General features: G+C 27.3%; 16 protein-coding genes and 1 other annotated feature. Of the genes, 11 read left to right on the forward strand and 5 right to left on the reverse strand.

The genetic code is table 11. The annotated features are described in order from the left end of the window. Nucleotides 1–87: 87 nt before the first annotated feature. The gene (locus tag KGF46_RS05655; RefSeq protein WP_227827945.1) at nucleotides 88–645 is read left to right on the forward strand and encodes a TetR/AcrR family transcriptional regulator; all 558 of its coding nucleotides are present in this window, start codon (nucleotides 88–90) and stop codon (nucleotides 643–645) included. A 158-nt stretch (nucleotides 646–803) separates the two neighbouring features. Here the strand turns inward: KGF46_RS05655 and KGF46_RS05660 are convergent, their stop codons facing one another. Then, nucleotides 804–1,283, reverse strand: a complete 480-nt coding sequence (locus tag KGF46_RS05660; protein ID WP_227827946.1) for a GNAT family N-acetyltransferase — start codon at nucleotides 1,281–1,283, stop codon at nucleotides 804–806. 300 nt (nucleotides 1,284–1,583) lie between these two features. On the opposite strand from KGF46_RS05660, the gene KGF46_RS05665 reads away from it, so the two are divergent. From KGF46_RS05665 to KGF46_RS05710, 10 genes are all read left to right on the forward strand, one after another. Next, nucleotides 1,584–2,342, forward strand: coding sequence for an N-acetyltransferase (locus KGF46_RS05665; protein ID WP_227827947.1), 759 nt, complete (start codon nucleotides 1,584–1,586; stop codon nucleotides 2,340–2,342). Nucleotides 2,343–2,555: 213 nt separating this feature from the next. Then, entirely contained in the window at nucleotides 2,556–2,990 is a 435-nt protein-coding gene (locus KGF46_RS05670) for a hypothetical protein (RefSeq protein WP_227841611.1), read from the forward strand. A gap of 31 nt (nucleotides 2,991–3,021) precedes the next feature. Beyond that, the gene (locus tag KGF46_RS05675) at nucleotides 3,022–3,216 is read left to right on the forward strand and encodes a hypothetical protein (RefSeq protein ID WP_227841097.1); all 195 of its coding nucleotides are present in this window, start codon (nucleotides 3,022–3,024) and stop codon (nucleotides 3,214–3,216) included. 164 nt (nucleotides 3,217–3,380) lie between these two features. Beyond that, complete coding sequence (locus KGF46_RS05680) at nucleotides 3,381–3,881, forward strand: GNAT family N-acetyltransferase (RefSeq protein WP_227827950.1); 501 nt, start codon at nucleotides 3,381–3,383, stop codon at nucleotides 3,879–3,881. Between the two features lie 80 nt (nucleotides 3,882–3,961). Further along, nucleotides 3,962–4,175, forward strand: a binding site (T-box leader). A 266-nt stretch (nucleotides 4,176–4,441) separates the two neighbouring features. Continuing rightward, nucleotides 4,442–5,476, forward strand: a complete 1,035-nt coding sequence (gene argC, locus KGF46_RS05685; RefSeq protein ID WP_227856363.1) for an N-acetyl-gamma-glutamyl-phosphate reductase — start codon at nucleotides 4,442–4,444, stop codon at nucleotides 5,474–5,476. A gap of 41 nt (nucleotides 5,477–5,517) precedes the next feature. Beyond that, on the forward strand, nucleotides 5,518–6,735 hold the full coding sequence (gene argJ / locus KGF46_RS05690) for a bifunctional glutamate N-acetyltransferase/amino-acid acetyltransferase ArgJ (protein WP_227850329.1): 1,218 nt from the start codon (nucleotides 5,518–5,520) through the stop codon (nucleotides 6,733–6,735). Between the two features lie 13 nt (nucleotides 6,736–6,748). Further along, entirely contained in the window at nucleotides 6,749–7,609 is an 861-nt protein-coding gene (gene argB, locus KGF46_RS05695) for an acetylglutamate kinase (protein WP_227861860.1), read from the forward strand. Between the two features lie 52 nt (nucleotides 7,610–7,661). Further along, a complete protein-coding gene (locus KGF46_RS05700; protein WP_255611308.1) occupies nucleotides 7,662–8,855 on the forward strand; it encodes an aspartate aminotransferase family protein in 1,194 nt (397 codons plus the stop codon). A 106-nt stretch (nucleotides 8,856–8,961) separates the two neighbouring features. Further along, complete coding sequence (gene argF / locus KGF46_RS05705) at nucleotides 8,962–9,984, forward strand: ornithine carbamoyltransferase (RefSeq protein WP_227827954.1); 1,023 nt, start codon at nucleotides 8,962–8,964, stop codon at nucleotides 9,982–9,984. A gap of 124 nt (nucleotides 9,985–10,108) precedes the next feature. Next, entirely contained in the window at nucleotides 10,109–10,717 is a 609-nt protein-coding gene (locus tag KGF46_RS05710) for a DUF4878 domain-containing protein (RefSeq protein WP_227841615.1), read from the forward strand. A 383-nt stretch (nucleotides 10,718–11,100) separates the two neighbouring features. Here the strand turns inward: KGF46_RS05710 and KGF46_RS05715 are convergent, their stop codons facing one another. The 4 genes from KGF46_RS05715 to KGF46_RS05730 all read right to left on the reverse strand — a co-directional run bounded on the left by KGF46_RS05715 (nucleotide 11,101) and on the right by KGF46_RS05730 (nucleotide 14,402). After that, on the reverse strand, nucleotides 11,101–12,318 hold the full coding sequence (locus tag KGF46_RS05715; protein ID WP_227841092.1) for a M20 family metallo-hydrolase: 1,218 nt from the start codon (nucleotides 12,316–12,318) through the stop codon (nucleotides 11,101–11,103). Between the two features lie 211 nt (nucleotides 12,319–12,529). Continuing rightward, nucleotides 12,530–13,168, reverse strand: a complete 639-nt coding sequence (locus tag KGF46_RS05720) for an ABC-2 transporter permease (RefSeq protein WP_227827957.1) — start codon at nucleotides 13,166–13,168, stop codon at nucleotides 12,530–12,532. Next, the gene (locus tag KGF46_RS05725) at nucleotides 13,168–14,031 is read right to left on the reverse strand and encodes an ABC transporter ATP-binding protein (protein ID WP_227841091.1); all 864 of its coding nucleotides are present in this window, start codon (nucleotides 14,029–14,031) and stop codon (nucleotides 13,168–13,170) included. Before KGF46_RS05725 ends, KGF46_RS05720 begins: the two co-directional genes overlap by 1 nt. Further along, nucleotides 14,028–14,402: a GntR family transcriptional regulator gene (locus KGF46_RS05730; protein WP_227827959.1), complete on the reverse strand. Its 375-nt coding sequence runs from the start codon at nucleotides 14,400–14,402 to the stop codon at nucleotides 14,028–14,030. The genes KGF46_RS05725 and KGF46_RS05730 overlap by 4 nt, the downstream gene beginning before the upstream one ends. Between the last annotated feature and the right edge of the window lie 187 nt (nucleotides 14,403–14,589).

The following is a 14,589-nucleotide window of genomic DNA, read 5'->3' on the forward strand; positions in this document are numbered from 1 at the left end:
GTGTTTTATAAGTCTTAATTGTTGACGAAGCTAATTAGATTAGTTAAACTAATAAAGTAATTAATTTTAGTTGAGAGAGGTATAATCATGCGTGTTAGTAGAGATATAGTAATACAGGTAGCATCTGATATAGCTGATAAAGATGGGCTTAACAAGCTTTCTTTAAAAGTTGTTGCAGAAAAACTAAGTATACGTACACCATCTTTGTATAATCATATAGAGAGCTTAGATGATTTATTGAGAGAGATTGCTCATAGTGGAATGAGGAAAATGAATAAACAGATGGAGAAAGTTGCTATTGGTGATTCTGGAGATACAGCTATAAAATCTGTAAGTATTGCATATTTTAACTTTATAATTGCTCATCCTGGGGTTTATGAAACAATTCAATGGGCTATTTGGCATGGAAACAGTGAAACATCAGAGATATTTGAAGACTATAAATCGCTATTAGAAAAACTTATTCTTTCTTGTAATTTAAGAACAAAGAATATAGATGAAGTATTAAATTTGTTGATGAGTGTGATTCATGGATACTCAACTTTGCAACTTGGAAAAGCTCTTTTAAATTCAGAAGAAGCTATAAAAGGTCTATCTGACACTATTGATACTGTACTATTAGGTGTTCATAAAAAGTATGACTAAGTATATCACTAAATATTAATGTCTTTGTTAGTAGATTCTTTTAAAGTATATTACTTAAAAATTTAAAGAGAAATAGTGTAATTTTAAAATTTAATTTAAAAGCAAATCAACTTTAAAAACTTTAAGTGGATTTGCTTTTAATATATTTTTTTATTAAATTAGTTTGCTATTGATAGCTTCATTGGAGTAAAACGTATGCCATTGACAATCTGTTCAACATTAGTATCTTTAAATCCTAATTTATGGTAAAATTCAATAGCATAAGGTGATGAATTTACAGTTATTTCAGTTAAATCATCTTTGTTTTCAGTAAAATACTTTACACCTACAGCCATTAATTTTTTTGCAACACCACGTTTGTGATAATTTTTATCTACAAATAACATACATATATGATTTAGGTCTCTGATAGCTAAAACCCCAATTAACTTTTCACAATCAAAACAGCCCCAAAAGAAAATAGATTTTTCTTTGACTTTTTCAATAATAGAGTTATATTCTATAAATTCATGGAATGACTCAATTCCCTCAGCACAATAATCTGGAGACTCAAATTCTTCAAATACATTCCAAATTAAATTTAATGCATTTCTAATATCATGCTCTTTTAATTCTCTTATTAGGTACTTTTCATACATTATAAACAACACCTCTATTATTAAAAATTTTCTTATAATTATATACCTTAAATATATTTATTTCAATATAAATTATTTTATTAATTTTTAATTTAAAGATGATTAATAAAATAATCTATATACAATATACTTAGAACATAAAAATTTATTTAATTTTACATACAATTTAATAATAAAAATAAATTTGAAATAATCTAAAATGAAAATATATATGACATATAAGTGTCATATATATAATAGTACAATAAAGATATACTATATACATGAAAACTATTTTGTAAAGAGAAAAGGAGAGACAATATGCAGATTATAGATATAAATTTAAACAATATTGACAATGAACATATATGTTGTGCAATTACTGAAAAAAAGGGAGAAAACTGTGTTTCTTCTAAAAAATCTTGGATGAAAAGCAATTTTGATAAAGGCCTTGTATTTAAAAGGTTAGATGAAAGAGGTAAAGTTTTTATAGAATATATTCCAGCAGAAAATGCATGGTGTCCTATTACTGCAAATAATTATATGTATATTAATTGTTTCTGGGTATCTGGAAAATTTAAAGGACAAGGATATTCTAATTTATTACTACAAAAATGTATTGATGATGCAAAGTCAAAAGGAAAATATGGGCTAGTTGTACTTTCATCTGAAAAAAAACTACCTTTTTTATCTGATTCTAAGTATCTAAAATATAAAGGATTTTATCTGGCAGATACATCAGAACCTAGTTATGAACTATTGTATTTTCCATTTACTAATAATGTACCTATTCCATGCTTTAAAGATTGTGTAAAACAAAGCAAACCAAAGGAGAATGGGATAGTTTTATATTATAGTAATCAGTGTCCACATACTGCAAAATATGCTCCTATTTTGAAAAAAATTGCGAATGCTAGAGGTATTGAAGTAAATCTTATAAAATTTGAAACAGCAAAAGAAGCACAAAATGCTCCTGCGCCATTTACTACATATAGTCTTTTTTTCAATGGGAAATTTATAACTAATGAGATATTTTCTGAGAAAAAAATCGAAAATTTTTTAGATAGTAAAGGTTTTTAAAACTCAATTAAAATAAGATATAAATATTGTAATTTTAAATTGTGATATTTTATAATTTAATGTATTTTAGATGTCTATTAAATTCTAATCTATATACTTAAGGTATCCCATGAATTTACTATTTATTATGATTATTGTGGTATAGTGTTGAGTAGATGAAATTTTGTTAAATATTGGAATGTAAATAAAATATATTAAGAGAGGGTAATTATTATGAATAAAAGTATTAACACAAAAATTATATCTGCTGGAATGGTTATATCTATGTTAATTACAGGAACTGCATATGCACAAGAAAATTCAGAAACTAGTAAAGATAATTACAGTATTGATAAAAGTAATATAAGAGTTGAAAATCCAATAGATATACATAATTTGTGTGGTGGATGGGCAAATATTAGGTTGCTAAACGAAGATGACTTGAAAGTGTTTAATGAAACTAAAGGAACATTGCTAGGTGTTGAATATGAGCCACTTATTGTTTCTACTCAAATTGTAGCTGGAACAAATTATAAATTTATTTGTAAGGCTGAGACAGTTTCAAGTACACCTAAAAAGTATTTAGCAGAGGTTAATATTTTTAAACCTCTTCCTTTTGAAAAAAATAATAAAGCAATAATAAAAAGTATTAATAAAATTAATGAATAAAAATATAATAAATTATAGTAGGGAATTCTCAATGGATATAGTATCTATTTTAACCAATATAGACATAAAGAAGTTGAATGACTTTTATAGTGGAAAAGTAACTCTACATTATGATGAGTTAATACTTATAAATAGTGTCATTATAATGTCATTTGCAGATACATTTAAAACTACTAAGTATAGTCATGATATGATAATTAAGACTCGCAAAAAAGATATTGAGTAGTAAAATTTATAGCCTGCTAGAAAATATAGAACTAATAAATGAAAATTCATGTAATAGACGAGGTTTTATCATATTAAAAAGAAAATCAATAGAAAGACTATTGTTGTGTCTGATTAAGAGTTCTTTGATAACAATTTTAGTCCTTCTCTTAAAAAGGAGAAAAAATGATATTAAAAACAAAAAGATTAACTTTAATTCCACTATCACTTCGTCAACTTGAACTTTGGACTTCCAATAATGCAGAATTAGAAAAGGAATTGGATTGCATTTATTGTGCAGAACCAATGATTGGGTTTTTTTATGATATTGTAAAAAGACAATTAGATATTGCTAAAAAAGATGAAAAAAATATATTGTTTTATACATTTTGGTTTATTATGCTAAATGAAAACCGTACAATTATAGGATTAGCTGATTTTAAAGATGTACCAAATTCTTATGGTGAAATTGAGATTGGTTATGGCCTAGGTGAAGATTATAAAAAACAAGGATATATGACAGAAGCTGTTAAAAAGATATGTAGTTGGGGATTAAGTCAACAAAATGTTTCTTCTGTGATAGCTGAAACTGATGCAGACAATACAGATTCACAAAGTGTTTTATTAAGATGTGGTTTTAAGTTATATCGTAACTCAGATACAAAATGGTGGAAATTAACAATCTAGAAAAAATTTCCAAAAGTTTATAAATAATATTGACAAACTACTAAAAATAAATTATTATATAAAACAACAAGAAAAGAAATTGAAATCCTATGAAAAAGAAAGTAGCATAAAAGGATTTGATAGAGAGCTAGGGATGGTGGAAGCCTAGTAATGAATTTTATTGTGAATAGAGCTTTGGAGGAAGTTACCAGAACTAGGAGTATGGTAATTGGTGAGTCTCGCCTTAAGAGATTAGAGTGGGTAAGATTATCTTATCAATTAGAGTGGTAACGCGGGTGTATATTCGTCTCTTGGTCTTTGACCAAGAGGCTTTTTTAATTTTAAATATAGATTTGCAAATACTTTTTAATTTATAAGAATATTTATTATAATTATAATTTTACCAATAAGAGTGGTACCGCGGAAATTCGCCTCTTAGCATTATCAATGCTAAGGGGCTTTTTATTGTGAGTTAGATAGTTTTAAATTTATAAATTATCAAATGATTATCAAATAATAATATCAATCTAAAAAAATAATTCAAAATATTCTTAAAATAATTGTAAAACGGAGGGAATAAAATGAGTAAAATAAAAGCTGGGATTATTGGAGCATCTGGATATGTTGGTGTAGAATTACTAAGATTATTAATAAATCATGAAGAAGTAGAAGTTACAGCTATAGGTTCAAATTCATACATTGGCAAAAATATAGTTGATGTATACCCAAGTATAGGTTATGAAAACAGTATGGTATGTATAGAAAACGAAAAAGTCATTGATATGTGTGATGTTGTATTTACTGCTCTTCCACATGGGGTAAGTGAAAAATTTGCAATAAAAGCAATCGAATCTAAAAAGAAAGTCATAGATTTAGGTGCTGATTTCAGAATAAAAGATGAAGAAATATATAGTGAATGGTATGGGGTATCTTTTATAGATAAAATTTTACACAAAAAAGCTGTATATGGATTAAGTGAGATATATAAAGAAGATATAAAAAATGCTGATATAGTTGCAAATCCAGGATGTTATCCTACTAGTATTTCTTTACCACTGATGCCATTATTAAGCTCTAAGTTAATAAAAAATAATAATATAATAATTGACTCTAAATCAGGTCTCACAGGAGCTGGTAGAGAGTTATCAACAAGTAGTCATTTTACAGAAGTTAATGAGAATATAACTGCATATAAAATAGGAAAACATAGACATACTCCAGAAATAGAACAAAATCTAAGTGAAGCGTATAAAGAAAATGTAGATGTAGTTTTTACACCAAATCTAATTCCAGTAAATAGAGGGATACTATCAACTATATACTGCATAAAAGAAGATAATGTATCTATAGGTGATATACATAAAAAATTGACTGATTATTATGAATATAAAGATTTTGTAGAAATACTCCCATTAGATAAGATAACCTCTTTAAAAAATGTTATATATTCAAATAAATGTGTAATATCAGTACATGAAAATAAAGATACATTAATAATCTGTTCAACTATAGACAATATGATTAAAGGAGCAGCAGGGCAAGCCATACAAAATATGAATATAATGTTTGGAATTGAGGAGACTACAGGATTAAAGCATATTGCACCATCATTTTAGGAATAGAAAAATACTAAACTCATATAAGTAGGAGGATAAAAATGGAGATTATAAAGGGTGGAGTTACAGTTCCAGAAGGGTTTGTTGCTTCAGGAATTCACTGTGGCTTGAGAAAAAATAAAGAAAAGAGGGACTTAGCTTTAGTTTATTCAGATATTTTATGTGATGCAGCAGCAGTAGTTACTCAAAATAAAGTTAAAGGAAATCCAGTTTATGTAACACAGGAGCATATTAAAAATGGAAAAGCACAAGCGATTATAGTGAATAGTGCTAATGCTAACACATTTAATGGAAAAGAAGGTCTTATAAATGCATATAAAATGGCTAAATTTACTAGTGAAAAATTAAATGTTAAAGAAGAGGATGTTTTGGTTGCATCTACTGGTGTTATAGGAAAACCATTAAATATAGATTTAATAGAAAAAAATATGGATGAATTAGTGAGTAATCTCAGTAAACAAGGTCATATTGGAGCAAGAGAAGCGATTATGACAACTGACATTATAAAGAAAGAAATAGCAGTAGCAATAATGTATGGAGATAAAAAAATAACTATTGGAGGTATGGCAAAAGGCTCAGGAATGATACATCCTAATATGGCAACAACATTGGGATTTATAACTACGGATGCAAATATCGATAGTGCTCTCTTAAAAGAAGCTCTAAAGAGTGCAGTTGATAAAAGCTTCAATAGAGTTAGTGTAGATGGAGATACAAGTACTAATGATATGGTAATGATTTTGGCAAATGGAAAAGCGAAAAATGAGAGAATGGATGAAAAAGATGAACATTATCAAGTATTTTTAAGTGCACTTACATATGTTTGTATAGAACTTGCTAAACTTGTTGCTAAAGATGGAGAAGGATGCACAAAATTAATTGAATGCTATATAAATGGAGCACTAAGCGAAGAACATGCAGTAAAGTTAGCAAAAACAGTTATATCTTCTTCCTTGGTAAAGACAGCTGTATTTGGAGCTGATGCAAATTGGGGAAGAATATTGTGTGCTTTAGGTTATGCGGGTGAAGAAATAGATATGGAAAAAGTAGATATTATTTTTGAAAGCATGAAAGGATATATAGAAGTATGTAAACAGGGAAATGGGTTAGATTTTAACGAAGAAAAAGCGAAAAAAATTCTTGAAGATGATGAAATAAGTATATTAGTAGATTTGAACATGGGAAATGCTAGGGGAAATGCATGGGGATGTGATTTAAGTTATGATTATGTAAGAATAAATGGAAGTTATAGAAATTAGGAGGAAATGCTTAATGATTGATATAGAAAAAGCAAATACGCTGATAGAAGCTTTACCATATATAGAAAAGCATCAAGGAAAGACTATTGTAGTTAAGTATGGTGGAAGTGCAATGAAAAAAGATGGTTTAAAAGAGTCTGTTATGGAAGACCTTGTACTTATGAGTTATGTTGGAATCAATATAGTTTTAGTACATGGTGGAGGAGCAGAAATCAATAAAATGCTCGCTAAAGTAGATATAGAAAGTAAATTTGTAAACGGGCTTAGATATACAGATGAAGAAACCATGGAAATTGTAAAAATGGTTTTAGCTGGAAAGGTAAATAAAGATTTGGTAAATAAGATACATATAAAAGGTGGAAGAGCAGTAGGGCTTTGTGGGATAGACAATAATATGATTTTATGTGACCCATATAAAAATTATGAACTAGGATTTGTTGGAGAAATAAAGAAAGTAAATGTTGAACTTATAGAATCTTGTTTAAAATCAGGATATATTTCAGTAATTGCAACTATTGGAGTTGGAGATAATGGAGAGACTTATAATATAAATGGAGATACAGCAGCATCAGCTATAGCTAAAGAATTAAATGCAGATAAGTTGATACTTCTTACTGATGTGCCAGGTCTTTTAAGAGATCCAGATGAAGAAAAGTCATTGATAACAGAAGTTATACTAGAGGATGTTGATAAGCTATTTGATGAAGGTATAATTACTGGTGGCATGATACCTAAAATACATGGATGTGTAGACGCTTTGAATAATGGGGTAAATAGAGTTCATATTTTAGATGGAAGAGTTCCCCATTCTATAATAACAGAGTTATTTACTGATAGTGGGATAGGTACATTAATAAGAAAAGAAAATGAATAAGAAGATACGTTAAATATAAAGAAGATTATAAACTTAAGTGAGGATGATAAAAATGAATATAAATAACAATAGTATAGTTTCAAAATGGGAGGAATATTTCATAAATACATATAGCCAACCTGATTTTATTATAGACTATGGCGAAGGTAGTTGCTTTTTTGATACTAAAGGCAATAAATATATAGATTTTACAAGCGGATATGGAGTATCCTCTCTTGGATATAGTAATAATAATCTAAAAACTGCCTTAAAGAACCAAGTGGACAAATTATTACATACATCAAACTTATATTTCAATGGTCCAGTATTGTCTGTAGGAGAAAAAATAATTAATACAAGTGGATTGGATAAAGTATATTTTTGCAACTCTGGAACAGAAGCAAATGAAACTGCTTTTAAAATAGCAAGAAAGTATAGTAGTGATAAATATGGTAAGGGAAGAGGGACAATTATAAGTTTAAAGGATTCTTTTCATGGTAGAACAATGATGTCTTTGATGGCAACTGGCATGGATAAGTATCATAAATATTTTTATCCACTTCCCAAAGGCTTTAAATATGTAGAAAAAAACGATATTGAAGATTTTAAAAATAATATTGATTCAACTGTTTGTGCAGTAATTCTTGAAGCAGTTCAAGGCGAAGGTGGAGTTAATGTTCTTGAAAAAGATTATATTTTAGAACTTGTAAAAATATGTAAAGAAAAAGACATAGCAGTAATTTTTGATGAAGTTCAATGTGGTATAGCAAGAACAGGTAAACTGTTTGGATATGAATATTTTGATGTAAAACCAGATATTGTTACAATTGCAAAAGGTTTAGGAGCAGGAATACCAATAGGAGGAGTATTAGTAAATGAAAAATTTTCAAAAGTTTTAGGTAAAGGAGATCAAGGTACAACATTTGGAGGTAATTTATTAGCTATGGTGGCAGCTTCTGTTGTGTTAGATGAAATATCTAAAGAAGGATTTTATGAAGATGTATTAGAAAAAGGGGATTATATAAGAAAATCTATTGAAAATTTTAATAGTACAATCGTAGTAAAAACAAAAGGTATGGGCTTGATGATAGGAGTAGAAACTACTATTGAATCTAACATTATAGAAGAAAAAGCTAGAAAAAAAGGATTACTTGTTTTGACTGCTGGAAAGAATGTACTTAGATTTTTACCGCCTTTAACAATTAGCTATAAGGAGATAAATGAAGCTCTTGAAATTTTAAAAGATATACTACTAGAAGTTAATTAAGCTTTTAGAAGATATATTATTAGAATAAGAATGAAGGCATATAAAAATATATGAAACTAAAGATTGAGTAGCATTTAAATAAATTTACAAAAAGGGGAAAATCAATATGAATAATATAAGTTTAAAAGGAAAGAGTTTTTTAACATTAAAGGATTTCACTAAAGAGGAAATTAGATATTTATTAACTCTATCTAGTTATTTAAAAACTAAGAAGAAGGTTGGTATAAAAGGAGATTTATTGCAAGGCAAAAACATAGCATTATTGTTTGAGAAGACATCAACAAGAACTAGATGTTCGTTTGAGGTAGCTGCTCATGATGAAGGTGCTCATGTAACTTACCTAGGTCCCAATGACTGTCATATGGGTAAAAAAGAATCTGTATCTGATACAGCAAAAGTTTTAGGAAGATTTTATGATGGTATAGAATTTAGAGGATTTAAACAGGAAACTGTTGAAAGTTTAGCAAAATACTCTGGAGTACCTGTTTGGAATGGCCTTACAGATGAATATCATCCAACTCAAATACTTGCAGATTTTCTAACAGTAACTGAAAATGTAGATAAAGATTTAAATAAAGTTAAATTTGTGTATGTTGGGGATGCTAGAAATAATATGGGTAACTCGTTGATGATAGGATGTGCTAAATTGGGAATTCATTTTGTAGCACTTGCTCCTAAAGAGCTTTGGCCAAATGAAAAGTTAGTTGAAGATATGAGAGAGATATCTAAAAAGTCTAAAGGAGATATATTGTTAACTGAAAATATTGATGATGTAAAAGGTGCTGATGTTATATATACAGATGTATGGGTTTCTATGGGAGAAGAAGAACAATATGAAGCGAGAATAAATCAACTTAAAGATTATCAAGTGAATATGGATATGATAAAGAAAACTGAAAATGAAAATGTTATATTTTTACATTGTCTTCCAGCTTTTCATGATTTAGAAACTAAAGTTGGTCAAGAAATTTATGAAAAGTTTGGATTATCAGAATTAGAAGTTACTGACGAGGTATTTAATTCCAAGTATTCAAAAGTATTTGAAGAGGCAGAAAATAGAATGCATACTATAAAGGCTATTATGGTTTCTACTATGACTGATGTAAATATGAATAATAATTTAATATAAATATTTTTTAATCTAGGTTTATGTTTTGATAAAAGTGATAAATATTCTAAATATATTATTAAAAATCCTCATTATATGTTAAAATAACTTATGTATCAACAAATTAAGAGGGAGGATTTGAGATATGAAAAAAATCATATTACTTTTAACAACTTTTTTATTAGCAATATCTTTGACAGCATGTTCAAGTGCAAAACCAGAAGATACAATCAATAATTTTTTTAGTAGTGCAAAGAAATTTGACTTTGAAGGTATGAACAAAGTTATGGAAAATAATGATGAAAAATATAAGGATATACTAAAAGAATTAGAAACAGAAGACCCAAGTGCACAGTATGTTTTAGATTATCTAAAAAATAATGCATCTAAAATAACATACACAATAAAAGACAGTGAGATTAAAAATAATAATGCAAAAATTCAAGTAGAGTGTAAGTTTGTAGATTCAACACCATTACTTAAAGAAATAATAGCTGAAGCATTTACAAAGATGCTTGGCATGAGTTTTTCAGGTCAAGATTTAACAGATGAGAAAACAACTGAAATGTTAGTGTCAATCATGAAAGAAAAGCAAAAAAGTGTTGAAGAAACTTTTGTAACAAAAACTGTAGAGTTTGAATGTACTAAGAAAGATAATAAGTGGATAATAAGTTCAGCTAATGATGCTCTGGCTGATGTATTATTATCTAATCTTGTTACAGCAGGAGAAGAATTTTCTAACTCTATGAGTTAAGTTGAATATTAAATTAGAAATATAATAAAAAATGAATATATAATATTTATAAGGGATATCAGTTTTGGTATCCTTTATGTTTTTTAAGGTAAATAAATAAAAATCAATAGAAATATTAAAAATAATTTGAATGTTTATTTCCACTATTAGAAAGATATCTATTGTATAATATATATGATTTAAAATGAGCTAATTATGAATAGAATGTATAATTATAAGTAAGGTATATAGCTAATGGAAATGATAGATTTGATACTCTTGATGGGATACCAACTTTTATATATAAATAGAATTAGAAGGTAGCAATTATGGTTAGTTGCTACCTTCTTCATGTTTATTTTCATTTTTTTTAATACATCAGAATAGAGAGTATTATCATAAAATTATCTTAGATTAAGATTATCTAGTATTTTTAAAAATATTTTTACCGCAATATCTAAATCATTCACAGTAACATTTTCATTAGGATTATGACTTATACCTTCAGTACATCTTATAAATACCATACCTATATCAGTTATATTATCCATTTCTTGAGCATCATGACCAGCGCCACTATAAATATAAAATGGGTTGAGATTTAAATCTACAAAACTTTTTTCTATAACTTTTGTTATTTTATCAGAACATGGTACAGGAACATTTTCAAAAGAGAGTTCACTTGTATAGTTAAGTTTTCTATTTTGACATATACGAGTTATTTCATCAAATATTTTTATTACTGAAATATCAAGAATTTCTTGTGAACATGAGCGTACGTCAAGAGTAAAATCAACTCTTTCAGGAACTACATTTGATGATGATGGATAAAAATTCATCTTTCCAATTGTAGCAACTAAATCAGGAGTTATCTTAGCTATATTTTCAATTGCTAATACACATTCACAAGCACAACATCCAGCATCAAATCGCATATCCATTGGTAATGTTCCAGCATGACCAGATTTGCCATTTACTGATATTTTAAAACTCTTAAATCCTGTAATACTTGAAACAATCCCAGCAGGAAGAGAGTTGTTTTCTAAGACAGGCCCTTGTTCGATATGGAATTCTAAATAAGCATCAATATCTTTTCTAGGGTGTAAATTTATTAAATTTTTAGTATCAAATCCAAATTTTGTCACAGCTTCTTCAAGTGTAATTCCATTTTCATCAACAGATTTGAGTAGCTCCTTTTTAAAAGTACCAGCAAAAACTTTACTTCCCATTAGAGATGTTTCAAATCTTGTACCTTCTTCCTCAGCAAATGCAACTACTTTAACATTAAATGGGTAAGATTTATTATTATTTATAGCTTCCTCAAGTCCAATTAGAGGAACAATTATTCCTAGCATTCCATCAAATATACCTCCGCATTTTACACTATCTTGATGAGATGCAACTACTAATGTAGGTGCGTTTAAGAAAGTAGATTTATATGTACCTATAACATTTCCAATATCATCAATTTCAACATCAAGATTCAAACCTTTCATCCAAGAACTTATTAATTCAATCGATTTTTTATGCTCATCAGTTAATATAAGTCTTGTAAGACCTGTTGTTGTTGAACTTATTTTTCCTAATGTTTGTAAATAATCCATACATCTTTGTCCTAACATATGTACCCTCCTAAAAATATAATTGTCAACTAAATTTATCAGATAATTATATTATATCAGTATATTTGGAAAATAATAGGATGTTATTAAACAAATAAATAATAAAAAAATAAAAAGCCTAGTAGAAATAAAAAATAAAAATACCATCAACTTTTACCTCGATAGTATTTTTATAAAATTATTTAAACATAAAAACTGGTGTTAATATATTTTATACTTCTTTTTTACAATAAATTTTTGTAGAAATAAAATATGAAATTACAAACAAAAAAATAGCAATAAATGGAAGAGAATAAACTAAAGTATTAAGTATAATCTCAATAGAGATACTTGAATTAAATCTTTCCAAAAGGCTTTTAAATCCTAATAATACAGCAGTAGGAAGTAAAAAGCATGCAATCATTAATAAACGAGCTTTTTCTGTACCAAATTTATAAATAAGTGGTAAAATAAGGCTGGCAAAACATATTGAAATTGATAAAATTAATCCTGTAATAACTAAAGTCTCATCTAAAACAAGTGTATTTTTAAAATATCCAATAACGATGCTAATAATAAGTGAGAAAAATACACCTATAAAGCTAAATATTAACATAGTTAAATATTTACTTAATACAATAGCATTACGTTTGATAGGCATTGTAAGTACATAGCTATCCCATTTATTTAAATCATCATATGAAAATGTTGAGACAATCATTGTTGTACATAAAACTATAATAACACCCATAAAACTATTGTTATTTCCATCTCCCACAGAAGATATATATCCAAATACAATCATAAATAAAATCATAATTTTTATATTGCCTTTTAAATTAAGTAAGTCTTTTAAAATTAGTCCCTTCACTATTTATCACCTCTCACATAAAATAACATAATTTCTTCAATTGTTGTATTGTCAACTATAAGATTTGGATGTTTTGTAATAAATTTGTACTTGTCTTTAAGTAGTACTTCATATCCAAACTGGCTTTTACGATAATATGAATAATCTTCATTTGTAAGTTTAGCAAAATCATTAGAACTACATTTTAAGATACCCATAGTATCGATTAATTCATCTTTGCTTTCGCTAAATATAATTTTTCCCTTATGTATAAATGTAATATAATCTGCTATTTTATCCAAATCACTTGTAATATGTGAAGATAAAATAATAGAATGTTCTTCATCCTGTATAAAATCTAAGAATATATCCAATATTTCTTCTCTTACAATAGGGTCAAGTGAACTAGTTGCTTCATCTAATATTAATAACTTTGGTTTATGAGATAAAGCTACAGCAATACTAAGTTTCATTTTATTACCTTTTGAAAATTCTTTAATTAGTTTATTATTTGGAACTCTTAATTTTTTTAAATATTCTTTAAATAGTGTATCATCCCAGTTTTTATAGATATGGCTCATAATTTTTGAGATATTATTTGTATTTAAATTCTCATGAAAGTTGCTTCCTTCAAATACCACACCAATTTGTTCTTTGATTTCTTTTTCATTTTTTATGTTATCAAGACCAAAAATTTCGATATTTCCACTATCATAAGATATTAAATTTAAAATTGATTTTAATGTAGTAGTTTTTCCTGCACCATTTTCACCTACAAATCCCATTATAGAGCCTTTTGGTACTGAAAAAGATACATCTTGTAATGCAAAATTTTTGTAAGCTTTGTTTAGGTTTTTTATAGTTATTGCGTCCATAATTATCATTCTCCCTTATATAATAAAAGTAAAATATCTTTTAACTCATCATATGTAATACCACTACTTTGAGCTGTATCAACTGCTTTTTGTAGGTATTCTTCAATTAAACGAAGTTGTTCTTCTTTAACAAAATCCATATTTTTGCCAGATACGAAACTACCTTTACCAGTAACTGTTTCAATAAATCCATCATGTTCTAAATCGCTATATGCTCGCTTTGTAGTAATTACACTTATTCTAAGTTCTTTTGCTAATAATCTCATACTTGGAAGAGCAGTACCTTCTGGCAACTCTCCACTTATAATCATACTTTTAATTTGTGTAGTAATTTGTTCGTATATTGGCTTGCCACTTGAATTACTAATAACTATATTCAATTAGACACCTCCTTAAATTGTATATATAGTATATATACATTATATAAATATATGTATACTATGTCAAGTAAGCCTACAAAAAAAATAATTGGAAATATTATGCATTCAATAGTTTTACTTTATAGAAAGACTATTTTATTGAGCATATTAAAATTTTTTAAAAAAATTTACAAATATTATTCGAAAA

This window comes from Clostridioides sp. ZZV14-6153, from assembly GCF_020657855.1.
Taxonomy (GTDB): domain Bacteria; phylum Bacillota; class Clostridia; order Peptostreptococcales; family Peptostreptococcaceae; genus Clostridioides.